Annotated in this window: 23 protein-coding genes; 14 read left to right on the top strand and 9 right to left on the bottom strand. The window is 48.2% G+C overall.

Annotated elements, in window-relative coordinates:
* The first annotated feature begins 7 nt into the window (after window positions 1–7).
* The 4 genes from A3842_RS33840 to A3842_RS31050 all read left to right on the top strand — a co-directional run bounded on the left by A3842_RS33840 (window position 8) and on the right by A3842_RS31050 (window position 3,539).
* A complete protein-coding gene (locus A3842_RS33840) occupies window positions 8–163 on the top strand; it encodes an AraC family transcriptional regulator (RefSeq protein ID WP_371916035.1) in 156 nt (51 codons plus the stop codon).
* A 10-nt stretch (window positions 164–173) separates the two neighbouring features.
* Entirely contained in the window at window positions 174–461 is a 288-nt protein-coding gene (locus A3842_RS31060; RefSeq protein ID WP_074103898.1) for a 4'-phosphopantetheinyl transferase family protein, read from the top strand.
* Between the two features lie 541 nt (window positions 462–1,002).
* Window positions 1,003–2,022 (top strand): LacI family DNA-binding transcriptional regulator, encoded by a 1,020-nt coding sequence (locus A3842_RS31055; RefSeq protein ID WP_074103897.1) that lies wholly within the window; start codon window positions 1,003–1,005, stop codon window positions 2,020–2,022.
* A gap of 173 nt (window positions 2,023–2,195) precedes the next feature.
* Window positions 2,196–3,539, top strand: coding sequence for a glycoside hydrolase family 30 protein (locus tag A3842_RS31050; protein ID WP_074103900.1), 1,344 nt, complete (start codon window positions 2,196–2,198; stop codon window positions 3,537–3,539).
* Between the two features lie 92 nt (window positions 3,540–3,631).
* Here the strand turns inward: A3842_RS31050 and A3842_RS31045 are convergent, their stop codons facing one another.
* The 6 genes from A3842_RS31045 to A3842_RS31020 all read right to left on the bottom strand — a co-directional run bounded on the left by A3842_RS31045 (window position 3,632) and on the right by A3842_RS31020 (window position 6,951).
* Complete coding sequence (locus tag A3842_RS31045; protein WP_074103896.1) at window positions 3,632–3,847, bottom strand: helix-turn-helix domain-containing protein; 216 nt, start codon at window positions 3,845–3,847, stop codon at window positions 3,632–3,634.
* Window positions 3,848–3,857: 10 nt separating this feature from the next.
* Window positions 3,858–4,340 (bottom strand): DUF2975 domain-containing protein, encoded by a 483-nt coding sequence (locus A3842_RS31040; RefSeq protein ID WP_074103895.1) that lies wholly within the window; start codon window positions 4,338–4,340, stop codon window positions 3,858–3,860.
* 170 nt (window positions 4,341–4,510) lie between these two features.
* Window positions 4,511–5,524, bottom strand: coding sequence for a TolB family protein (locus tag A3842_RS31035; protein ID WP_256701953.1), 1,014 nt, complete (start codon window positions 5,522–5,524; stop codon window positions 4,511–4,513).
* 54 nt (window positions 5,525–5,578) lie between these two features.
* Complete coding sequence (locus tag A3842_RS31030) at window positions 5,579–6,262, bottom strand: DUF4386 domain-containing protein (protein ID WP_074085437.1); 684 nt, start codon at window positions 6,260–6,262, stop codon at window positions 5,579–5,581.
* Window positions 6,263–6,281: 19 nt separating this feature from the next.
* The gene (locus A3842_RS31025; protein WP_074085436.1) at window positions 6,282–6,506 is read right to left on the bottom strand and encodes a helix-turn-helix transcriptional regulator; all 225 of its coding nucleotides are present in this window, start codon (window positions 6,504–6,506) and stop codon (window positions 6,282–6,284) included.
* A 1-nt stretch (window position 6,507) separates the two neighbouring features.
* The gene (locus A3842_RS31020; RefSeq protein WP_074085435.1) at window positions 6,508–6,951 is read right to left on the bottom strand and encodes a hypothetical protein; all 444 of its coding nucleotides are present in this window, start codon (window positions 6,949–6,951) and stop codon (window positions 6,508–6,510) included.
* 235 nt (window positions 6,952–7,186) lie between these two features.
* On the opposite strand from A3842_RS31020, the gene A3842_RS31015 reads away from it, so the two are divergent.
* Genes A3842_RS31015 through A3842_RS31000 form a run of 4 tightly spaced genes read left to right on the top strand, consistent with a single transcriptional unit; the run spans window position 7,187 to window position 10,701 of the window.
* Window positions 7,187–7,783 carry an RNA polymerase sigma factor gene (locus A3842_RS31015; protein ID WP_074103894.1) on the top strand — a complete coding sequence of 199 codons (597 nt, stop codon included), beginning with the start codon at window positions 7,187–7,189 and terminating at the stop codon, window positions 7,781–7,783.
* Complete coding sequence (locus tag A3842_RS31010; protein ID WP_074103893.1) at window positions 7,722–8,504, top strand: hypothetical protein; 783 nt, start codon at window positions 7,722–7,724, stop codon at window positions 8,502–8,504. The genes A3842_RS31015 and A3842_RS31010 overlap by 62 nt, the downstream gene beginning before the upstream one ends.
* Window positions 8,505–8,555: 51 nt before the next feature.
* Entirely contained in the window at window positions 8,556–9,485 is a 930-nt protein-coding gene (locus A3842_RS31005) for an ABC transporter ATP-binding protein (RefSeq protein WP_305953410.1), read from the top strand.
* Complete coding sequence (locus A3842_RS31000) at window positions 9,463–10,701, top strand: ABC-2 family transporter permease (protein WP_074103892.1); 1,239 nt, start codon at window positions 9,463–9,465, stop codon at window positions 10,699–10,701. The genes A3842_RS31005 and A3842_RS31000 overlap by 23 nt, the downstream gene beginning before the upstream one ends.
* A gap of 27 nt (window positions 10,702–10,728) precedes the next feature.
* Here the strand turns inward: A3842_RS31000 and A3842_RS30995 are convergent, their stop codons facing one another.
* Together A3842_RS30995 and A3842_RS30990 are read right to left on the bottom strand one after the other, a co-directional pair.
* Entirely contained in the window at window positions 10,729–11,010 is a 282-nt protein-coding gene (locus A3842_RS30995) for a GNAT family N-acetyltransferase (RefSeq protein WP_074103891.1), read from the bottom strand.
* 21 nt (window positions 11,011–11,031) lie between these two features.
* Window positions 11,032–11,259, bottom strand: coding sequence for a (4Fe-4S)-binding protein (locus A3842_RS30990; protein ID WP_074103890.1), 228 nt, complete (start codon window positions 11,257–11,259; stop codon window positions 11,032–11,034).
* A 181-nt stretch (window positions 11,260–11,440) separates the two neighbouring features.
* Between A3842_RS30990 and A3842_RS30985 the strand changes: the two genes are divergently transcribed.
* The gene (locus tag A3842_RS30985; RefSeq protein ID WP_074103889.1) at window positions 11,441–11,962 is read left to right on the top strand and encodes a hypothetical protein; all 522 of its coding nucleotides are present in this window, start codon (window positions 11,441–11,443) and stop codon (window positions 11,960–11,962) included.
* A 553-nt stretch (window positions 11,963–12,515) separates the two neighbouring features.
* Here A3842_RS30985 and A3842_RS30980 read toward each other — a convergent pair.
* Window positions 12,516–13,412, bottom strand: a complete 897-nt coding sequence (locus A3842_RS30980) for an AraC family transcriptional regulator (RefSeq protein WP_074103888.1) — start codon at window positions 13,410–13,412, stop codon at window positions 12,516–12,518.
* Window positions 13,413–13,566: 154 nt separating this feature from the next.
* Between A3842_RS30980 and A3842_RS30975 the strand changes: the two genes are divergently transcribed.
* The 5 genes from A3842_RS30975 (at window position 13,567) to A3842_RS30955 (ending at window position 18,675) form a co-directional block, all read left to right on the top strand.
* A complete protein-coding gene (locus A3842_RS30975) occupies window positions 13,567–16,233 on the top strand; it encodes a glycoside hydrolase family 78 protein (protein WP_074103887.1) in 2,667 nt (888 codons plus the stop codon).
* A 153-nt stretch (window positions 16,234–16,386) separates the two neighbouring features.
* Window positions 16,387–16,785 carry an RrF2 family transcriptional regulator gene (locus A3842_RS30970; protein ID WP_074085427.1) on the top strand — a complete coding sequence of 133 codons (399 nt, stop codon included), beginning with the start codon at window positions 16,387–16,389 and terminating at the stop codon, window positions 16,783–16,785.
* Window positions 16,786–16,879: 94 nt separating this feature from the next.
* A complete protein-coding gene (locus A3842_RS30965) occupies window positions 16,880–17,806 on the top strand; it encodes a class I SAM-dependent methyltransferase (protein WP_074103886.1) in 927 nt (308 codons plus the stop codon).
* Window positions 17,807–18,011: 205 nt separating this feature from the next.
* Window positions 18,012–18,230: a hypothetical protein gene (locus A3842_RS30960; RefSeq protein WP_074103885.1), complete on the top strand. Its 219-nt coding sequence runs from the start codon at window positions 18,012–18,014 to the stop codon at window positions 18,228–18,230.
* Window positions 18,208–18,675: a GreA/GreB family elongation factor gene (locus A3842_RS30955; protein ID WP_178382449.1), complete on the top strand. Its 468-nt coding sequence runs from the start codon at window positions 18,208–18,210 to the stop codon at window positions 18,673–18,675. The genes A3842_RS30960 and A3842_RS30955 overlap by 23 nt, the downstream gene beginning before the upstream one ends.
* Window positions 18,676–19,356 lie beyond the last annotated feature (681 nt).

Below are 19,356 nucleotides of genomic sequence, written 5' to 3'. Positions count from 1 at the left end.
ACTTAACATAAAAGAGATTTCACTTCGCATGGGTTATATTTCAACTTCTCAGTTTTCTGATTTATATAAGAGATACTTTGGTGTATCGCCAACTCTTTTTCGTAGAATGTTTGAATTAGAAGCTCAAAAATCTCCTAATGAATTTAATTTAAATGAATATTAGGGGGAAGACTTTGGATGAAATATTCGCAGTTCGGATAACCGGATTCCCTACAAAGCTACTTGATTCCATATTATCATTCCTTCCTGAAGTTAGGCGTTACAAAATTCAAAAATATCAATTTATACCTGACCAGTTACGAAGTGTTACAGATGATATGCTTATACGAGTGGCTCTATTTAGAATTTTACATTTACCTATTATTAAATTAAGATTGGATTTAGGCTTTTATGGCAAGCCATTTTTACTTGGCCATGAGTGGAATATTGGTTTTAATTTTTCCCATTCAGGTAGTGGTTAGTATGAAACCAGCTTGGAAACGAAATGATACAGTATCTTCTGGTAATATTGATGGACATAATTAATTTAGGGGAAATAACCCAGTACGTATTGAGCTAACGGGAAACGTTAGTTGAACGACAACAGCTGCAGTCAAAGACTTTATTTATCAAGTCTTGGTCCACCGTTACTTCTTTTAATGGATCAGTCTAAAATTTATTAACAAAAGCTGACGACTCTACAATTCTAGTAGTAACGGAGGGAAGTTTGAAATGTAGGATCGAATACGCCCCCTGAAAGCTTTCCGCAGAAAAGTTCGCATCGGAAGGAAAATCTTTCTGTAGGTTCCTACTGCAATTATCGGATTAAATAAGGGAATTCAAACATAACAGCGGCCAGAAGTCCAAACATTCCCCGCAGTTACGACCAGACCCCATATATTTCAGGGCTTATTCTAACTTTTATTCAATTCCGATAAACCAAGAAAAACTAGTGTACTGAAAAGCGGTTTTATGTTATTTTATTATCGATAAAAACGTTTTTATAGCGAAGGAAAATGGATAATGGGAAAAATAACAATCAGGGACGTCGCTAGAGAGGCAGGAGTCTCAATCTCAACGGTATCAAATGCATTAAATAATGTGGATGTCCTGAATCCGGAGACCAAATCGCATGTGCTTAAGGTAGCGCAGCGGCTGAATTATGTCCCTAACCTGAACGGTAAGCAGCTGAAGTCGGGAAAAACCATGATGCTGGGCTTTTTTACAACCAGTGTGGCAGGCCCCTATTTCTATAAGCTTGTAGAGTCCATGTCCAGGCAATGTGACCGGCTGGGCTACGGGCTGAACGTATTTGTGACCAAAGATAAGCAGGTCGTGATGAGTAATATCCTCGGCAGGCGTGTGGATGGCGTCATTATTTATGAAGAATTGGGGATTAACGATAAAGACATTCATGCGATGAACAAGGAGAATATCAAAGCGGTGTTTCTGGACCGGGTGCTGCAGAACGAGAACATGGGCAGCATCATTTTTGACTCCTTTGAGGCGGGGTATGAAGCAACCAAATATTTAATCGGGCTGGGTCATAAAAAAATTGCCTATATTTCCGGCGTGGATACGATGTTTGACAGCGTGCAGCGCAGAGAAGGGTACCTGGCAGCATTGCGCCAGTACAGTCTGCCGTTGAGCGAGGATTATATTTTGCAGGGCTATTTCGAGGAGGAGAGTACCTTTAATGCGGTGAAATCTTTCATCCGGGCGTTTCCCGAGAAGCTGCCTGATGCTTTTCTGGCGGGCAATGACCTCAGTGCAATCGGCTGTATCCAGGCGCTCAAAACCCATGGATACGAGGTTCCGCTCGACATTAGTGTAATGGGCTTTGACGATATTGATATCGCCCAGTACTATTCCCCTCCGTTAACTACGGTGCGGAATCAAATCGCCAGGCAGGGAATATTGACGATCGACCACCTGGTCCGCATGTTACAGAAGAAAGAACAAGGCAACGCCCAGAAGCTGAAGGGCGAGATTATCGTCAGAGGCTCAAGTCATGTGAAGTTTGACCGGAATGACCAGATGTAAGGTGCAAGGCTCATTGAAACGGATAACGCCTCTTTTTTTTGGACGGCGAAGCCGTTTCTTACCGCCAAAAATAAAAACGTTTTTGTTGATTTGAATCTAGTCACGAAGAAAATCAAAGAATGGAAGATCTTAATTTCGTTTTATATAAAACAGCCATCCGGAGGGAAATCACATTGCAGAAACTAGTCATTTACAAGTCCACAGGCGAAGACGGGTTATTCATAGAACAGCCGCCAGAGCAGTTGGAAGCAGCAGATGCAGATCAAGCGACCGTCACCGTTACCCTTGACGAGAGTCAAACCTATCAGGAGATGGACGGCTTCGGGGCTTCTTTTACCGATTCGGCGGCATATCTGATCAACCAGGTGCTTAGCCCGGAGCAGAGAACCGAGCTGATGGTGAGGCTGTTTGATCCGGCGGCGGGGATTGGCTTATCGGTCCTGCGGAATCCAATGGGCGCCTCGGATTATGCCAGAACGGTCTACAGCTATAATGATCTGTCTGAAGGGGAAACCGATATGGAGCAGAACCGGTTCTCCATCACCCATGATGAAGAGGATATCATCCCGCTTCTGCAACAGGCGCTGGCACTGAATCCGGAGGTCAAGCTGATGGCGTCGCCCTGGAGCGCTCCAGGCTGGATGAAGACCAGCGGGTCGATGATCACCGGAGAGCTGAAGCCAGAATATTACGGTGTGTACGCTGACTATTTTGTAAGGTACATTCAGGCTTACCAAGAGCACGGGCTGCCTATATATGCTGTCACTCCGCAGAATGAACCGCTGTTTGAACCGCAGCATTATCCGAGCATGCTTATGCTGCCGGAGGCGCAGGCATCTTTTGTGCGGGATTACTTGAAGCCTGCATTTCTGAGGCATAACATCCACAGTAAAATTCTCTGCTATGACCACAACTGGGACCGCCCGGATTACCCATTGTCCGTGCTGGAAGCTGCAGGGGAAGAGGTGGATGGGGTAGCTTGGCACTGGTATGGTGGTGAACCCTCTGCCCAGGCACAGGTGAAGCGTGCTTATGAAGGTAAAGAGGTGCATTTCACCGAAGGCTCAGGCGGTGAATGGATTCCGCCATTTGAACAAGCCTTCTCCAATGTGATCCGCACAGGGATTGAAATTCTTAGAAATCACAGTAAGTCGTTCGTCCTGTGGAATATGGCACTAGATGAACATAACGGGCCGACAGTGCCGGGCTTCGGCACAAGCACCTGCCGCGGTATCGTCCGGATCGACCAGCAGACCCGTGAACTAACCTACACGCTGGACTACTATGCACTAGCGCATTTCAGCACAGTGATTCGGCCCAAGGCTCTGCGGATGGATTCCGCGTCAAGCCATGAGCGCATCCGTTCTGTTGCTTTCCGCAACCTGGACGGATCGATTGGGGCGGTGCTGTTCAACGATGGCGAAGAAGAAGAGATCGTGGCTGTGGAATTGCCGGGCGGTGAGCAACTAACCTTCAGCATGCCGCCCAAAAGTGCTGTGTCACTGAAAGTGGAATAAGTAATGGACTGACGGCAATAAAGAAACAGCGGCAGCCAGGGACGAGAAAATAATGTCCTTGGCTGCCGCTGTTTTATTGAACCTGTTACTCCTTAAATGTCTTCGCCACTTTTATATTCCAGAATATCTCCAGGCTGACATTCCAAAGCCTTGCAGATCGCCTCTAAAGTGGATAATCGAACCGCTTTTGCCTTTCCATTCTTCAGTATGGAAAGGTTAGCCATTGTGATTCCCACCCTCTCCGAAAGTTCGGTTACACTCATTTTCCGTTTAGCCAGCATCACATCAATATTAATTACAATCGCCATGGATTTCACCTCAGACTGTTAAGTCATTTTCTATTTTTAGATCAATGGCCTCTTTTAATAGCTTTTGGAGAACAGCAGCAAAAACGGCAATCACCATGGAAGCAAAAATCATGAGCAAGCCGATGACTATGATCCCTGGCGCATCGTCCATATCCGCCATGAGATAGAAGAGAGGCAAACCTGCCACATACAAGGCACTGAATGTGATTGCACAGTATTTTATATTCTTTAAAACCCGTACAGACAATTCAGAAAATGCTTTGTTCTTGTCAATATAGCCTAAAAGTTTAAAAGCTTGATACAGTGCCAAGTAAAAGGGGATCACCGATGCATACAAATCGATGAGTACCAGATATTTAATATAAGTCATATCCGGATACAACTCTGCTGCAAAATTCCCAATCTCAGGCACCGCAAAAATACACAAAGCAAGAACCGGGAGCCCAATTACAATAACAGCTACCTTTAAAAAGAGTGTGGTTCCTCGTTCCATAAAATGCACCTCATTTAATTATTGTTACATTTAATTTAGCACATTATTTATCGTATTACAATATATTTAGATTGTTATTTGATGTATTTTGATTGTTTTACGGAGAAGGGAACGACAGCCGTCCTTCAATGTGAAGGATCTAGTTGAAATCAGCCCACAGGATCAAATAATTATAGGACGTTCCCCCATTTTGCCGGAACTCTCCTGACGCGGGGAGACCACTGCAAGGAGGTAATCCGGCCGCCGCTGAGGACGTTCACCGGGATCTGCTCCCTGATATCGACAATCCAGAGCTGACTTGCGCTTCCGGTACCTGCACACCCCGATAAATAGGCGATTTTCTCAGCGTCCGGCGACCAGCTGACAGGAGTGGCGAAACAGTCGGAGGCCACCAGCGTTCTTTGGTTCTGACCGGTACGGCTGTCGGTCTGGATGAGAGAATAGTAATTCGGCTCCATATAGGCGGTTGCGCTGTAGGCGATGCTCCGGGAGTCAGGGGACCATGCCGGGAAATAGTTTTTGGCGAGCGGTCCGCCTTCCAGCGTATATAGGGTGCCTGTAGCCAAATCCACCGTCGAAATAATAGAGATGCTGGCACCGGGGAACGTATAAAGTGCGAAGGTTCCGTCGGGGGAAATCCGAACGTTATGGAGCGGGCCGTCCGTATTATGTGTGATCTGTCTCCGGTCTGTGTTATCGGCCCGGATGCGGAAGAGCTGAGTATTGCCGGTGGAATCCGGGGCTGCATATAGAAGCTCCGTACCCGAAGGGAACCACTGGACATCGCTGGCACCCGGCTCCGGAATGGCATAACTGTGGTGGGAGAGCGTATCATAGACGATGATTCGCGCGTTTTTGACATACGTGAGGGAGCGACTGTCCGGGGACCAGTCCAGCAGTGTGTAGAGCTCAATTTGGTCGATCCTGGCTACGGAGAGTGTGATTGTATCCAGAAGGTGGACCACGTTGCCAATGCCGATGAATGCGATTCTTCTACTGTCTGGCGACCAATAGGGAACCGTAGTTTCCGTACCAAGCCCCTTGGTAAGTTGATAATGAAGACCATCCTGCGGTCGGTACAGCCAAATGTCGTACGTTCCACCGCGGTCCGAAGTGTAGGCAATCCATCCTTGAATGGGATCATGAGGAACAGCTTGCACGGCCAACATCCTTTCCTGAATCATCTAATACTCCAGATATATTCAGGTGGGGAGGGTTAGGCGACAGCCCAGGACGGCCTATCTATGCCAGGATAAGTTGAAGCCTTTTACAATTAGCCATACGGCAAGGATCATTTCATTGGCGGCTACTGGCAAAGACAAGAGGGCCCCCCACACGGATAGTTGAGGAAAGACTCCGAACATTTCAAAGATGCCTGCACTTAACACCAGTATGGCTCCGGTAATGCCTAAGATCGAAATGAACCTAGGCACCAGCTTGGTTTGATAAAAAATATAGCTGTATATCAGCGTATTAATACCCAGCATGACATTGGGACCCAGCATAAACGTCCAGTCGTGGATGGCTTTTAATAGTGTACCTGAAGCTTCAAAAGAAGATATATCTACAGCAGCAGAAGTTGTGAATTCCCGGCTTAAGGTCAGTAAGGACAATACACTGATGATGCCCACAGTGATGATAACCGCCTCAAGAAATCGGAAGCATAGATGTCCAAGGGCTAATGTCTCATTGTATTTTCTCAAAAGCGGGAACATGGTAATCGAAGTGCCGACAGCTGAGACGACAAGAATCAACTCCATAACCGCCCCCAGTATCACCTGGTTGGCATGTTCAGAACCTTTTAATAAATAATCGGGGCCGTTCAGGATCGGATCGTATAAAAGAAGACCAGCTATCGATGAGACCGCTGCTAGAATAAACAAGACACCCGTTATTTTCGCTGCTGTGTGGTTTGAATTCATACTGTCATCTCCTCATTCATTATTCTTTCGTGCCATCTCCGTAAAAGAATACCTCTTCCAGAGATAAGTTGAAGGCGAGGGCAATACGGAAGGCCAGTTCCAGGGATGGCGAGTAATTGCCCTTTTCCAGAGCTACGATGGTCTGTCGCGTTACGCCCACCTTGTCAGCCAATTGCTGCTGTGTCATTTCATCGTGGTCGAACCGTAATCTGCGGATGTGATTGCCAACAAGATTCTTACTCATCCTAGACTCCTTTCCGATAATGATAAAGTTTCGTGATAGAGCCGGTTACATCAGAAATGAATCCGCCGGCGATCAGGATCACGAACATCACCTGTGATGACTGATCGTTGACCAGCGCCCCCATTGCAGCAAGAAAGCCAAGGACAAAGACAAAGAAAGAATTCCGTGTGGCCTTCAAGTTAATGAGTTTATCCAGTTCATCTGCAAATGCCGGTTCCTTTTCTCCGGTCGTTATCCTAAAGGCAATATTGAAAATAATGCTGATCAGGATATGCGCTGCGATTGAAACCAAAGTCAAAATGATCACGAACGAACCCCAATAATGAAAGCTTTCCGTTGAGTCAGCCCCCTCCGGTGCCTTTGGAAACATGTAAGCACAATAAGATCCGAAAATAAGTATTGCCGTGATCAGAGATACAATGCTCTTCTTTTCTTGATACGTCATCGCTACACCGCCTACACTATATTTTGATAACAAGTTAAGTTTGATGTACATAATGTATTATAAACCATTCATGGTGTCAAGTTTATTATACATTATGGGCTAACTCCTTAACTACTGATCACTCTTCCCCTTTTATATCCACCTATAAATAACAATTTCACAAAAAAATCACAAGTTGGCTTCACTTTTTTTCTGCCCAATACAGTTATATAGATATAGAGAGGGGGAGACGAAGTTGGATGAGGGGGAATGGATTCGTCGGATCCAGGAGGGGGATGCCGGGTATCTCACACCGCTGATTGAGCGGTATTACGCTGGAATCCAGAAGTATTGCTACTACCGGGTCCGGAGTGAAGAAGAGTCTAAGGATCTGACTCAGGAAACCTTCTACCGTTTTTGCAGGAACATAGAAGGTTACACGAATACAGGGAAATGCCGTGCATACTTGTACACGATCGCCCGTCACTTGTGCAATGACCACCTCCGGAAATGGTCGCAGTTACCCAGGATGGAAACAGAGGAGGCTGCTGACAGAGGAGTTATATGGCAGGGCGGATCTGTTGAGGAACAGGTTGAACGGCAGGCGCTCGTAGATGAGCTGCTTCAATGCCTTCCTGAAGAGCAGCGGGAGCTGGTATTCATGCGGTTTTGTCTGGATCTGACCTTTCGCGATATTGCGCGGATCACGGGAGTTAATGTATGTATGGTGCAATATCGGGTGAAGCGCGGGTTGATTCTGTTAAGACGCCACTTGGAGAGGAGGGATTCAGTTGAGCAAGAAGCAGCGGACTATCATCGCAACCCTAAGGAACTACCCCTCGTTCCCCGTTGACCAGATACAGCTGGAGGAGACCATCAAGGGGGCAGCAGCAGAGCTAAGCCAAGCACAAGCGAAACGGAAAACAAGTATTGGAGAATTTTATAAGGTCCAGCTTCGCTTCATGAGCTGGAAAGTGTGGGTGGTACAATTACTGATTGTTCTGGGAATGGCGCTCCTTCTGCATAACTCTATTCAAGACCGAAATGGAAATATTCAACTTATCATGTTGACTTCTATAGCTGCTCCGTTACTGGTAATAGCGGGCATTCAGACTATGACCCAATCAATAAGCTTCAATATGCAGGAGATTGAACTCAGTACATATCATCGTCTTGAAAAGCTGACACTCGTTCGGATGAGTCTGCTGGGATTGGCGGATCTGATTGGATTAACACTGCTGGGGGGCTTATTAAGTGCGTGGACAGAGACGGGAATCCTGGATCTGGTATTGTATCTGCTGGTGCCCTTCAATCTGACGTGTTTTGGCTGCCTGTGGTTGCTGAATCGGGTTCGTACCCGGAACTGCGGATATTATTGTCTTTTATATTGCGGTCTGGTGGTGATCGGACAGATGTTTTTGACATGTAATCCTTCTCTCGGGTTGTTTGAATCATCGGCTATAGTGATATGGTTGGTATTACTGCTGCTGACTACCATAGGTGTATTCTTGCAGGTAAATAGTCTGCGAAAGACTTGCCGGAGCCATGAGACCGCATCAAGTATACAGATGTGATATTCGGGGAAAGCCTGCCGAAGATATGGGGATTATAAGGAGGAGCACGGGATGCTGGAACTGATTTTGAACCAGGTGCATAAACAATTTTCTGCTAAAAAAGCAGTTAATGGAATCTCAATTCGGTTCAACCATGGTGTATACGGTCTGCTGGGATCTAACGGTGCGGGGAAAACAACACTGATGCGGATGATCTGTGGCATTCTGAACCCGACATCGGGAACGATTCATATGAATGGTGAGGAAATCAGCCATATGGGGGAAAGGTATCGCGATATGTTGGGCTATTTGCCCCAGGATTTCGGTTACTATCCGGATTTCAGCGCAGAGGAATTTCTCTGGTATGTGGGGTCATTGAAAGGCTTAAGCCTGCCCGCGGCAAAAGGAAAAGCCAGGGAGCTTTTGCAGAGGGTAGCCCTGTCGGAGGTAGCACGTAAGAAAATTCGCACCTTTTCCGGGGGGATGAAACAGCGCCTTGGTATTGCCCAAGCGATGTTAAATGATCCCAGCGTGCTGGTGCTGGACGAGCCAACGGCGGGTCTTGATCCCAAAGAGCGGGTACGCTTTCGCAATCTCATCGCTGATCTTGCCAAGGACAAGATTATTATCCTATCGACTCATATTGTGGCGGATGTAGAATACATAGCGGACCAGATTCTGGTGATGAAGCAAGGGGCCCTATTGATGACAGGTACGGTGGAACAACTAACGGCTGCGATGGAAGGCTTGGTTTGGACATGCCATATTTCTTCCCGGGAGGTTGAGGAGTGGAATGACCGTTATTGTATCAGTAATCTGCGGCACGAAGGGGATCAGGTGGAGCTGCGCATTGTATCAAAGGAGAAACCTTCAGATCGATCAACAACATCAGTTGTACCGACGCTGGAGGATTTCTATCTGTACCATTTTCAAGATGAACAGGCTGCAATAGCTGGTGAAGGAAAAAGGGGGAGAATCGATGGATACTTTAACCCGGTTTGAGTTGCGGAAGATCATGCGAAAGAAGTCATTTTATGCAGGGGTAGCAATAATAGTAACCATGGCCATATTGATGTCCACTGTTCTGGTTGCAAATGCGCAGATCACAGGCAAGGATGGCAATTTCTTAAATGGGATACCCGCCATCCAGTTGGAAAGAGCGTACAACCGGCAGCTTGCCGGTCCGTTAACTTCGGAAAAGCTGGAAAATACAATAAGAGGGCATCAGAATCTGCTTCATGACCCCAAGAATCTTGATGAGAAAGGGGAGATGACTGTTGAAGCTAACGCCAAGTTTGATGTGAAGTATGAACAAATGTATTCATTGATTAACTATGCTTTTTCACCGGTGAATGCATACGATTATTATTCAATCGGTAAATTGAAACCAAGTGACGCCACAGCATTTTATCAGAAACGGCTGGAGAGGGTACGCGAATATTTGAATGCGGATTATGCGTTTGGCAATTATTCGGCGGAAGAGAAAGACTACTTTATCAAGATGAATGAGAGTATCCCCGTTCCTTTTCAAATGGACTTTGTTACAGGCTGGGTAAATGTGTTTGAGAATATGCAGTTTATTTTTTTATTCACCACCTTCATCATCGCTGTCTGTCTGGCCCCCGTATTTGCCGGTGAATATCAGAGTGGGGCTGACGCTATCCTCCGATCTTCCCGCTATGGGCGCAGCAAGGCTATATCCGCGAAAATAAAAGCGAGCCTAATTGTTTCTCTGGGACTGCTTATTTTGGGGCTGACCACATACACTCTTCTGCTGCTCGGGATATGTGGCTTTGATGGCGGAAATGCCAGTGTGCAGATGATTCACTTTTTGGCACCGGTCCCCTATACCGTTGTTCAAACCTATTTATGGGCAGTCCTCATTGGCAGTCTGGCCTGTCTTCTTGTGGGAGCGGTAACGCTGTGGCTGTCCAGCCGTATGCGCAGTCCATTTCCCGTTATCATAGCTATCGGAATTTTGCTTTTCGTCCCGATGGCTATTCCGGCAAGCCAAACCAGTCGCCTGTTTAACCATCTGATGGCTCTGCTTCCAAGCAATATGTTTGACAGTTCCAGAAGAATTACCGGTTACGAAGTGTTCCATATTTTTGGACAGTTGATTCCGGAGTATAAGGTCATGGCAGGTTTTGCAATCATCGGTATCGCACTGCTGCTGCCTTTTACTTATCGGGCATATAAAAAGCATCAGGTTGCTTGATTTCGGGCCTCTACCAGGTGGCTGCGATTATTTATGCAGGACATCTCCAAGTTCGGCACGTTGCTGGAATCTGCCCTTAGCAAAAGGACATAGGGGCAGAATCTTAATTTCGTTTTCCCTTGCGTATTCCACTATGGCTTCGACAAGCAGGTCTCCAAGCCCCTGTCCGCGGTAAGCGGTGTCTACGAAGGTATGATCGATAATATAAAGGCTGGCTGTTGAGGTTACATAAGTCATTTCAGCAGCCATTGAGTCCTGATCTGAGATCCAAAATCGTTTGTTGTCTTTATCGTGAACTACATTATGCATTATGAACCCTCTTTCTTTATATTATTTTTCTTCTTCAAGAAGCTCGTATTGCAGCGCACCGCTCGGGCATTGGTCAATATGCCGGCCAATTGCTTCAGCGGCAGCGGCATCGGGGTTAACCCAGGGGCGTTTGTTTAGATTAAATACGGCAGGGAAGCCCTTGACACAAACACCGGAATGAATGCATTTCTCGGGTTGAAATGTTACCGTAATATTTTTTCCGTAATAGAGTTTCTGGTCGTTCGTCATACGTTCACACCCCATTTTCATAGATTAGCCTTTACTTTGATTTGACTATACCATATTTATTTGAATGATTTCGCTAAAATTTGATATAAAAATGTAGAACAGTACGGGCTGCAAGCTCGTCATCACCCGCCGTAAAATGGTAAACTAGAAAGTATAGTATTTTACGGGGAGTGAACTTCTTATGAAAAAGCTTGCTGCCGGCTTTCTTGCCGGGGCGATACTGATGATTAGTACTCAGGCGATTGGAGCCTCTACAAGTCTAGTAGGCAAGACCATTCAAGCAGAATACACCGTAAACGTATACGGCAAGAAGCTGGCCGACAAGGCCATTGTTATTGACGGGAAAAGCTATGCACCAGTGCGGGCCATCGGAGAGCTGGCAGGCTATAAGGTCTCCATGTCCGGCAAGATCATAAGTCTGGACGAGAAAGAGAGTGTATACTCTCCATTGCTGGATGACAGGACCGAGAGCATCACTATTGGACCGCTGCCCACGCCGACATCGGATTCTGCAACAGCAATGACCAAAAGCAAAATCAAGGCGATTGACAGCCAAATCGATAATGTAGTCGATAACATTTTATCCACCAGTGGCAAGTTGAAACTAGATCCGTCCAATACAGAACTGAAGGACAAGCTGGAGGAGTATAAAGCGGAATATGGCGACTTGCTGAAGCAAAAGGATGCGGAGCTGCAGAAATAGAACATAATATCTCATAAAAGATGCCGCTCCGTCATTTCTTTACGATGACACGGGGCGGCTTTTTTATTGTATAGGAAATTATACTGTGAAAAAACGGTGAAAAGTAAGAGGGATAAACGTCAAGAAACAGACCGGAGGAAACGAAATGAACTAAACGGGCCTAAGAGGAAATACCTCTGATCTCACCGTGAACGGGCTAGCGGGCAGAATGAGAGGTAGAACTGCCTCTGATCTCACCGTAAACGGGCTAGCGGACAGAATGAGAGGTAGAAATACCTCTGATCTCGCCGTAAACGGGCTAGCGGACAGAATGGGAGGTAGAAATACCTCTGATCTCGCCGTAAACGGGCTAACGGGCATGATGGGAGGTAGAAATACCTTTGATTTGGGAGTATTGCCGTTACCTGCGGCAATGAGATGCTGGATTCAACCATTAGGGTGAGTTTGTTCATCGCGGTTTTCTCAGAGCAGCAACCAGTCCCATAATCAAATGTTTTCAGCAGGTCCCTGCTGTTATCCTTGTCATACGCTGGGATTAGCGTCATAGGCGGCTTTAATCGCCTGCGTGCGCCGCTCCGGTGCTTGCCGCCTCCTGCCGGTATCCGCCGGGGGGTTTGCCAATGATCCGTTTGAAGACCAGGCTGAACGTTTTGGTATCGTGGTAGCCGACCTGCTCCGCAATGAGCGGAATGGGGGAGTGTAGCTGCTGGATCAGCAGAACGCAGCTTTTTTGAATCCGGACATTTTGCAGGAAATGATGGAAGGTCTGGCCGGTGTGCGTTTTGAACAGCCGCTGAAGATGCCGCTCGCTCCAGTCAAACGTCCGGGCAAGATGGGACAAGGTAAGGTCTTGGGCATACTCCTGCTGGATATAGTGGAGAATTTGCAGGAATTGCGTCTGTCTGGTCACCGGAAAGTGCAGCTCATCATGCTGTAGCCTGTACAGGGTGACAACCAGCTGAATGAACAGGGTCAGCAGATAACTGCCGGAACCGGTCTGCGGGAGATTGTACTCCCGGTGCAGTGAGAGGAAGAGGTTCTCGATGGAACCATTTTGGTCGGTCATGGAGAATGCGGGCACCTGCTGATTCTTGATCTGTTCGAGGTACGCTGCAATCGGTGCATCCGGAATCACGAAAGCAAGGTCATCCAGAAGCGCTGTTGTAAATAAACAATTATAGACGACGAGCGGTTCTTTAAGCGAATGGGGCGACGAAGGCCGGAAAACATGGGAGACGCCAACGGGAATGAAATACAGCTGCCCTCTGCAGGCTTTCTGAACCTCTTGTTCTGTATAATGAAACCCCTTCCCTTCGGCAACGAAGGCCAGCTCGATGAAATCATGGGAATGAAGCGGAAGCAGGTAAGTCTCCGTAGCACGGTTAACATAGAGCAACAGATTCTTTTGGAAAAAAGCTTCGCCTTTAAGCACATGCTCTGCAGAATTCATCCGTCCATCCCTTTCTTAACGGAACTAAAAGTCCTTATTACGCAGGTGAAATGTCCTTTCAACGGGTCATGCGAAGTCATTTGATTTCTATAATTGTAATAGAAAGCGCTTCGAAATCACAAGATGAATCCAAGAAAAGACGGGGTGGCTATGGATGTTAAAGGTACAAAAATTACGTGTGGAGTATAAGGAGAATCCGGTCGGACTTGATGTGTGCCATCCAAGAATCAGCTGGCAGCTTCAATCGGAGGAGCGGAACGTGATGCAGCAGTCCTATGACATTCAGATTTCCGCAGAGCCGGATTTCAGCACTCTCCTGTGGACCTCCGGCAGAGTCTATTCGGATCAATGTACTCATGTGGAGCTGATGGAACCCGAATTCCGTTCACGGCAGCGGTATTATTACCGCGTGAAAGTGTGGGACCGGGAGAACCGGCATACAGAATGGTCAGAAGCCGCGTTTTGGGAAATGGGGCTGCTGAAAGCGGAGGAATGGAAGGCCGGATGGATTAGCGCCCCGCTTTCTCTGCTGGATGTAGAGGCGGAGCAATGTCCGCTTGTACGCCACACTTTTCACATCGATGGCACTCCGCTTCAGGCCAGAATGTACGTGACCGCCCTGGGCCTGTATGAAATGGAATTGAACGGATCGCGGGTGGGGGACGGTTATCTGACCCCGGGCTGGACCAGTTACAATCACCGGCTGCAGGTGCAGACCTATGATATTACGGGGCAGATTGCAGCGGGAGACAATGCGGTGGGTGCCTGGTTCGGGAACGGCTGGTACAAAGGAAACCTGGCCTGGGATAACCGCAAGCATCTGTACGGCGACCGCCCGGCATTGCTGATGCAGATACATCTGACTTTTGCGGATGGGGACGAACAGATCATCACCACCGGTGAACATTGGACGGCTGCCGCCGGTCCGATTCTAATGTCGGAGCTGTATCACGGTGAGACCTATGACGCCCGGCTGGAGCGGAGTGGATTCAGCAGAGCCAGTTATGATGACAGCAGTTGGTCCCGTGTAGAACTTGTCACCCATCCCAAGGAGATTTTGGTGGCACAGGAGAATGTTCCAGTAAGAAAAATTGAAGAGATCCAGCCGGTTCAGCTACTTAAGACGCCAGCCGGTGAAACCGTACTTGATATGGGGCAGAACATGGTCGGCTGGATGCATTTTACCCTGGAGGCCCCTGGAGGAACTCAGGTACAGCTGGTTCATTTTGAGGTCCTGGATCAAGAAGGAAATGTATATACGGATAATCTGAGACAAGCCAAGCAGACCGTGACGTACATTGCAAAAGGCGGAGGCCCGGAAAGCTATGAGCCGCGTTTTACCTTCCAGGGATTTCGTTATGTGCAGCTGCTCGGGTTTGGCGCGAACGTAGCTCTGCAGGATTTCACAGGCATTGTGCTTCATTCGGATATGGAGCCTACCGGCTCCTTCACCTGCTCCAATCCGCTGATTAACCAGCTGCAGCATAATATCCGGTGGGGTCAAAAGGGCAACTTTGTCGATGTGCCGACCGATTGCCCGCAGCGGGATGAACGGCTCGGCTGGACCGGAGATGCGCAAATGTTCATCCGCACTTCCGCGTATCTGATGAATGTAGCGCCTTTCTTCACCAAATGGCTTAAGGATCTGGCAGCCGACCAGCTGGACCATGGGGGTGTTCCGTTCGTGATCCCGAATGTTCTGGGAGAAAATGAGCATTCCTCTGCGGCATGGGGGGATGCTGCGGTCATCTGTCCCTGGACGCTCTACCAATGCTACGGGGATAAGCGTATCCTCGAACAGCAGTACCCGAGCATGCAGAGCTGGGTTGAATATATCCGCCAGCAGGGAAGTGACGAATTTCTGTGGAATACCGGCTTTCATTTCGGCGACTGGCTGGGCCTGGATGCCAAACCGGACAGCTACAGCGGCGCTACGGATACCGATTATATCGCAACGGCTTTCTACGCATATTCCGTTCAGTTGATGCAGAAGACAGCCCATGTTCTCGGAAAAACAGAAGACGCCCAGCGTTACTCAGAGCTGTACAGCCGTATTGTGACAGCCTTTAACCGGGAATTCATCACCCCCTCCGGACGGTTATCCGTGTCCACACAAACCGCCTGTGTGCTGGCGTTAATGTTCGGGCTGGTAGAAGGAACGGCAAAAGAACGTACCGTAGGCAAACTCCTGAAGCTCTTGGAGGAGAGCCACTATCATCTCACAACCGGTTTTGTCGGTACGCCGTATCTGAGTCTTGTGTTGAGTGAGGCGGGGCACACAGATGTGGCTTACCAACTGCTGCTGCAGACGGATTATCCCTCCTGGCTGTATCAGGTAACCAAGGGAGCAACAACCATATGGGAGCATTGGGACGGGATGAAGGAGGACGGCAGCTTTTGGAGCAAGGACATGAATTCCTTCAATCATTATGCGTATGGGGCCATCGGGGATTTTCTGTACCGCCATGTCGCCGGTATTGAGCTGGATGAAGATTTCCCCGGCTACCAAAAATTTGTGATTCAGCCGCAGCCGGGCGGAGACTTAACCTGGGCCGCTGCCGAGCTTGAAACGATGTACGGGCGTATCCGCTCGGAATGGAGAACAGCAGCCGATCGGCTGGAGGTTTCTGTTTCAGTGCCGCCGAACGCCACTGCTGAGCTGTATCTCCCGAATTCCGTGCTGGCCCAGGTGCGGGAAAGTGATGGATTGCTGGAGCTGGCGACCGGCGTCCATTCGGCAGAACAACTGGGGGATAAAGTGAAGTTAGAGCTGGGCTCGGGCGACTATAGTTTCACTTATGCGGTGGAGCCGCAACTGTAATGAGCTGGAACCACAACCTCAATTAGCCGAGTAGGGATCATGTTATGGGAGCAAAGGGATTTCTGCAGCGGAAGGCTGTGGAAATTCTTTGTTTGCTTTTTACTTATATAAACGCTATTATAGACTAATAAAGTCTTTGATTGAGGTGGAACGATGAAGTATTCGAAGGCAACCAATTACGCGCTGCACACGATGCTCTTTCTGGTGTCTGCCGCGCCGAATAAGCCCATAGGAGTTCAGCAGCTCGCGGAGCGGCAGGGGGTATCTCCCACGTATCTGTCGAAGATCCTGACCAAGCTGGTGAAGGCGGATCTCATTGAGTCCGCATCCGGCGCGAACGGGGGATACCGGCTGAAGCGCAAGCAAGAAGAGATTTCTTTTCTGGATATCATTCATGCGATTGAAGGCACGGCTTCGTTGTTCGATTGTACGCTTAATCACTCCAGCATGTGTCCGATTCAGCAGGAGATGATCGAAGCGGAGCAGCAAATGGAGCGGTATCTGCAGAATAAGAAAATGTCCGAGCTTGCCGTGAAAATAACGGTGGACTAATCATCCGCCGTTATTTTGCGGCATGATTATAGACATAGTAAGTCTTTTAAATCTATGAAGAGAAAAATGAGCATTTAGAGAGGGATGAGCTGATATGACAACCGATTTATTCAATGCCAGCGTATGGGAAAAGGCCTGGAAAGAGGACCCGGAAGCGATGGGCAATAAATTCAGGAAGGCGGGCACGGATCTGGCACGCTCCTTTGACCACAAGGCGAAGACATTTAACGAAGAAGTGTTCAGTGAAGGGGGAAGACGCAGAAGCGAGCGGATTATCGGCTGGCTGGAAGGACTGGGAGTATCCTTTGAAGGGCAGTCCGTATTGGATGTGGGCGCGGCATCAGGCGGGTTCACGGTTCCTTTTGCTGATAGAGGGGCGAAGGTCACAGCGGTAGAGCCGAACATTCCATTAGGCGAGCTGTTCATGGAGAATACAGCCAGGTTCCCGCAGGGTCAGGTGGAACTGGTACGTGACTTGTTCGAAAATGTGGATCTTGACGCAAGGAGCTGGAAGGGTGCCTTTGATCTCGTGTTTGTATCCATGTCTCCGGCGGTTACCGATTGGGAAAGTGTGGAGAGTGTGCTCAGCTGCGCTCGCAAGTATTGCTACATCAGTCTCAATGCAGGGGGCAGGGAGCACAGTCTTATGAATGAAGTTCTTCCTTTGCTGTCCGGACAGGAAGTGCATGCGAAAAGCTCGGATATGGCTTATTTAACCCATTTGCTCTATCTAAAGGGCTATTCGTTCGAGTCACTGATCACGCGGGAGATGAAGAGCATGGAGGTGCCACGCGAAGAGGCGATTGAAGAGACCCTGCAGATGCTGAAGCATCATGGACATACAGCAGATGAGTCTGCGCGGAGAATCGTTACCGAGTATGTACACCGTACTTATCCAGAAGGCAAGGTATTAATTAAGCAGGGAGGACGTTATGGCAAGGTTCTCATCCGGCTGCAGGAGCTGAATATGTATAGCCGGGCTGAAGCTGGCGAGAGCAGAGAGCAGAGAGCTGAGAGCTGAGAGCAGAGAGCAGAGAGCAGAGAGCAGAGAGCAGAGAGCAGAGAGCAGAGTGCTAAGAGCTAAGAGCTAAGAGCTAAGAGCTAAGAGCTAAGAGCTAAGAGCTAAGAGTTAAGAGCTAAGAGCTAAGAGCCAAGTGCCAAGTGCCAAGTGCCAAGTGCTAAGTGCCAAGTGCTAAGTGCTACACGAGTGGAAGTAAGGTGTATGCATGGCGGGAACAGAGTTATTAACCAGTGACCCATGGAGCGGTGAGCATCGCGGTCAGCCGGGCATTGTCTTTCTGACAAAAGATGTTATCCTATTAGATAGATCCCCACTGAGGGATCTATTTTACTATGTGGAAGGATTGATGGAAATGAGAGGGCAAGTACAAATTTTTGAGCAAGAACTGATGAAGAGAGCGGGTGAAATCTACTATGAGCCATAGTCTGGTTACGGATTCACTGCGTGAGGAACTGGTGCGGCAGCTAGTATATTTGGATGAGAATACCTTTGGCATCCTGGATCGGGTAGCATTGGAATCACCTGCGGACAGGGCGGAGATCCGTGGATTGATTCAGACGTATCAAGAGCGTGTACAGGGCATATTGACTGGGACGGGTGACGAGCTTAGGCGTTCTGCAGTGCTAATCGGCTCCTGGGTTTCTCTAAAAATTGGTCCGGAAACGCTGAAGGATGCGTATCGCATTGTTATCCCCGGTGAATCCGATCTGGATGAGTACTGTATTTCACTCTGGTCCCCGATGGGTAGAGGGCTGCTCTTGGCAGAACCCGGTCAGACGGTAACGGTCCATACCCCCCTTGGCAGCGACCAGGTGCTTGTACTGAATAACGTCTATGACTATGCATCAGCGGATGAAAAGTTGGGATGAAAAGAATGAACTCTGCAGAGTGTTTTTGCAGGGGAGATCACTGAGGTGCTGGGACGGCTGCCACTGAAAGCTAAGAGCTGGTTACCGAAAGCGAAGTGCTGGTGACCGTAAGCGAAGTGGAATTTGTGCCACTAAATCTGCTGAAAACCGTCCTGACGCGGCGTTAGTGGGATTTTGTACACTTATTTTATACGGAATGACCAGTTTTGGAGCAAATCGGCCTGAATAGGTTTACTTTTTCCCACTTGCGGTCGTTTGGAAGATGGCTGGCTGGGATTAGGTTTACCTATTCCACTTGGGTTCGCCTTATAGTCCATGCAACTTAAGATTAGCTGACAACCAAGGTCCCCTGGCGGCATAAAAAATGTAATTTACACTAAAAGGGGCTGTCTCAAAAGCCATGAAATGGCTACTTGAGACAGCCCCGCTGTTTTTGAGTTGGATGGACTTGCGCACTTGGTGCGGACGCTCCGCGAACGGACCGTTGCTACAATCGCTGTGCTCTCCAGATTTTATTTATTTCCCGTAGCGGTAAAAATCCGGAGAGCAAGGCGACCGCTACCGCTTTTCCGCAATCAGTCCGTCCTCTCCGCTGTTTAAGCGGGGGAACGTTCCTACAATTCTTTCAAAAATCACAAAAAGAAATCGCCCTTTGGTAAAATGGAAGTGTCGAGCAACCAT

Source organism: Paenibacillus sp. P3E, from assembly GCF_001909045.1.
Taxonomy (GTDB): domain Bacteria; phylum Bacillota; class Bacilli; order Paenibacillales; family Paenibacillaceae; genus Paenibacillus_AQ; species Paenibacillus_AQ helianthi.
The sequence above is the reverse complement of the archived record's forward strand: the minus strand, read 5'-3'. Positions and strand labels throughout refer to the sequence as shown.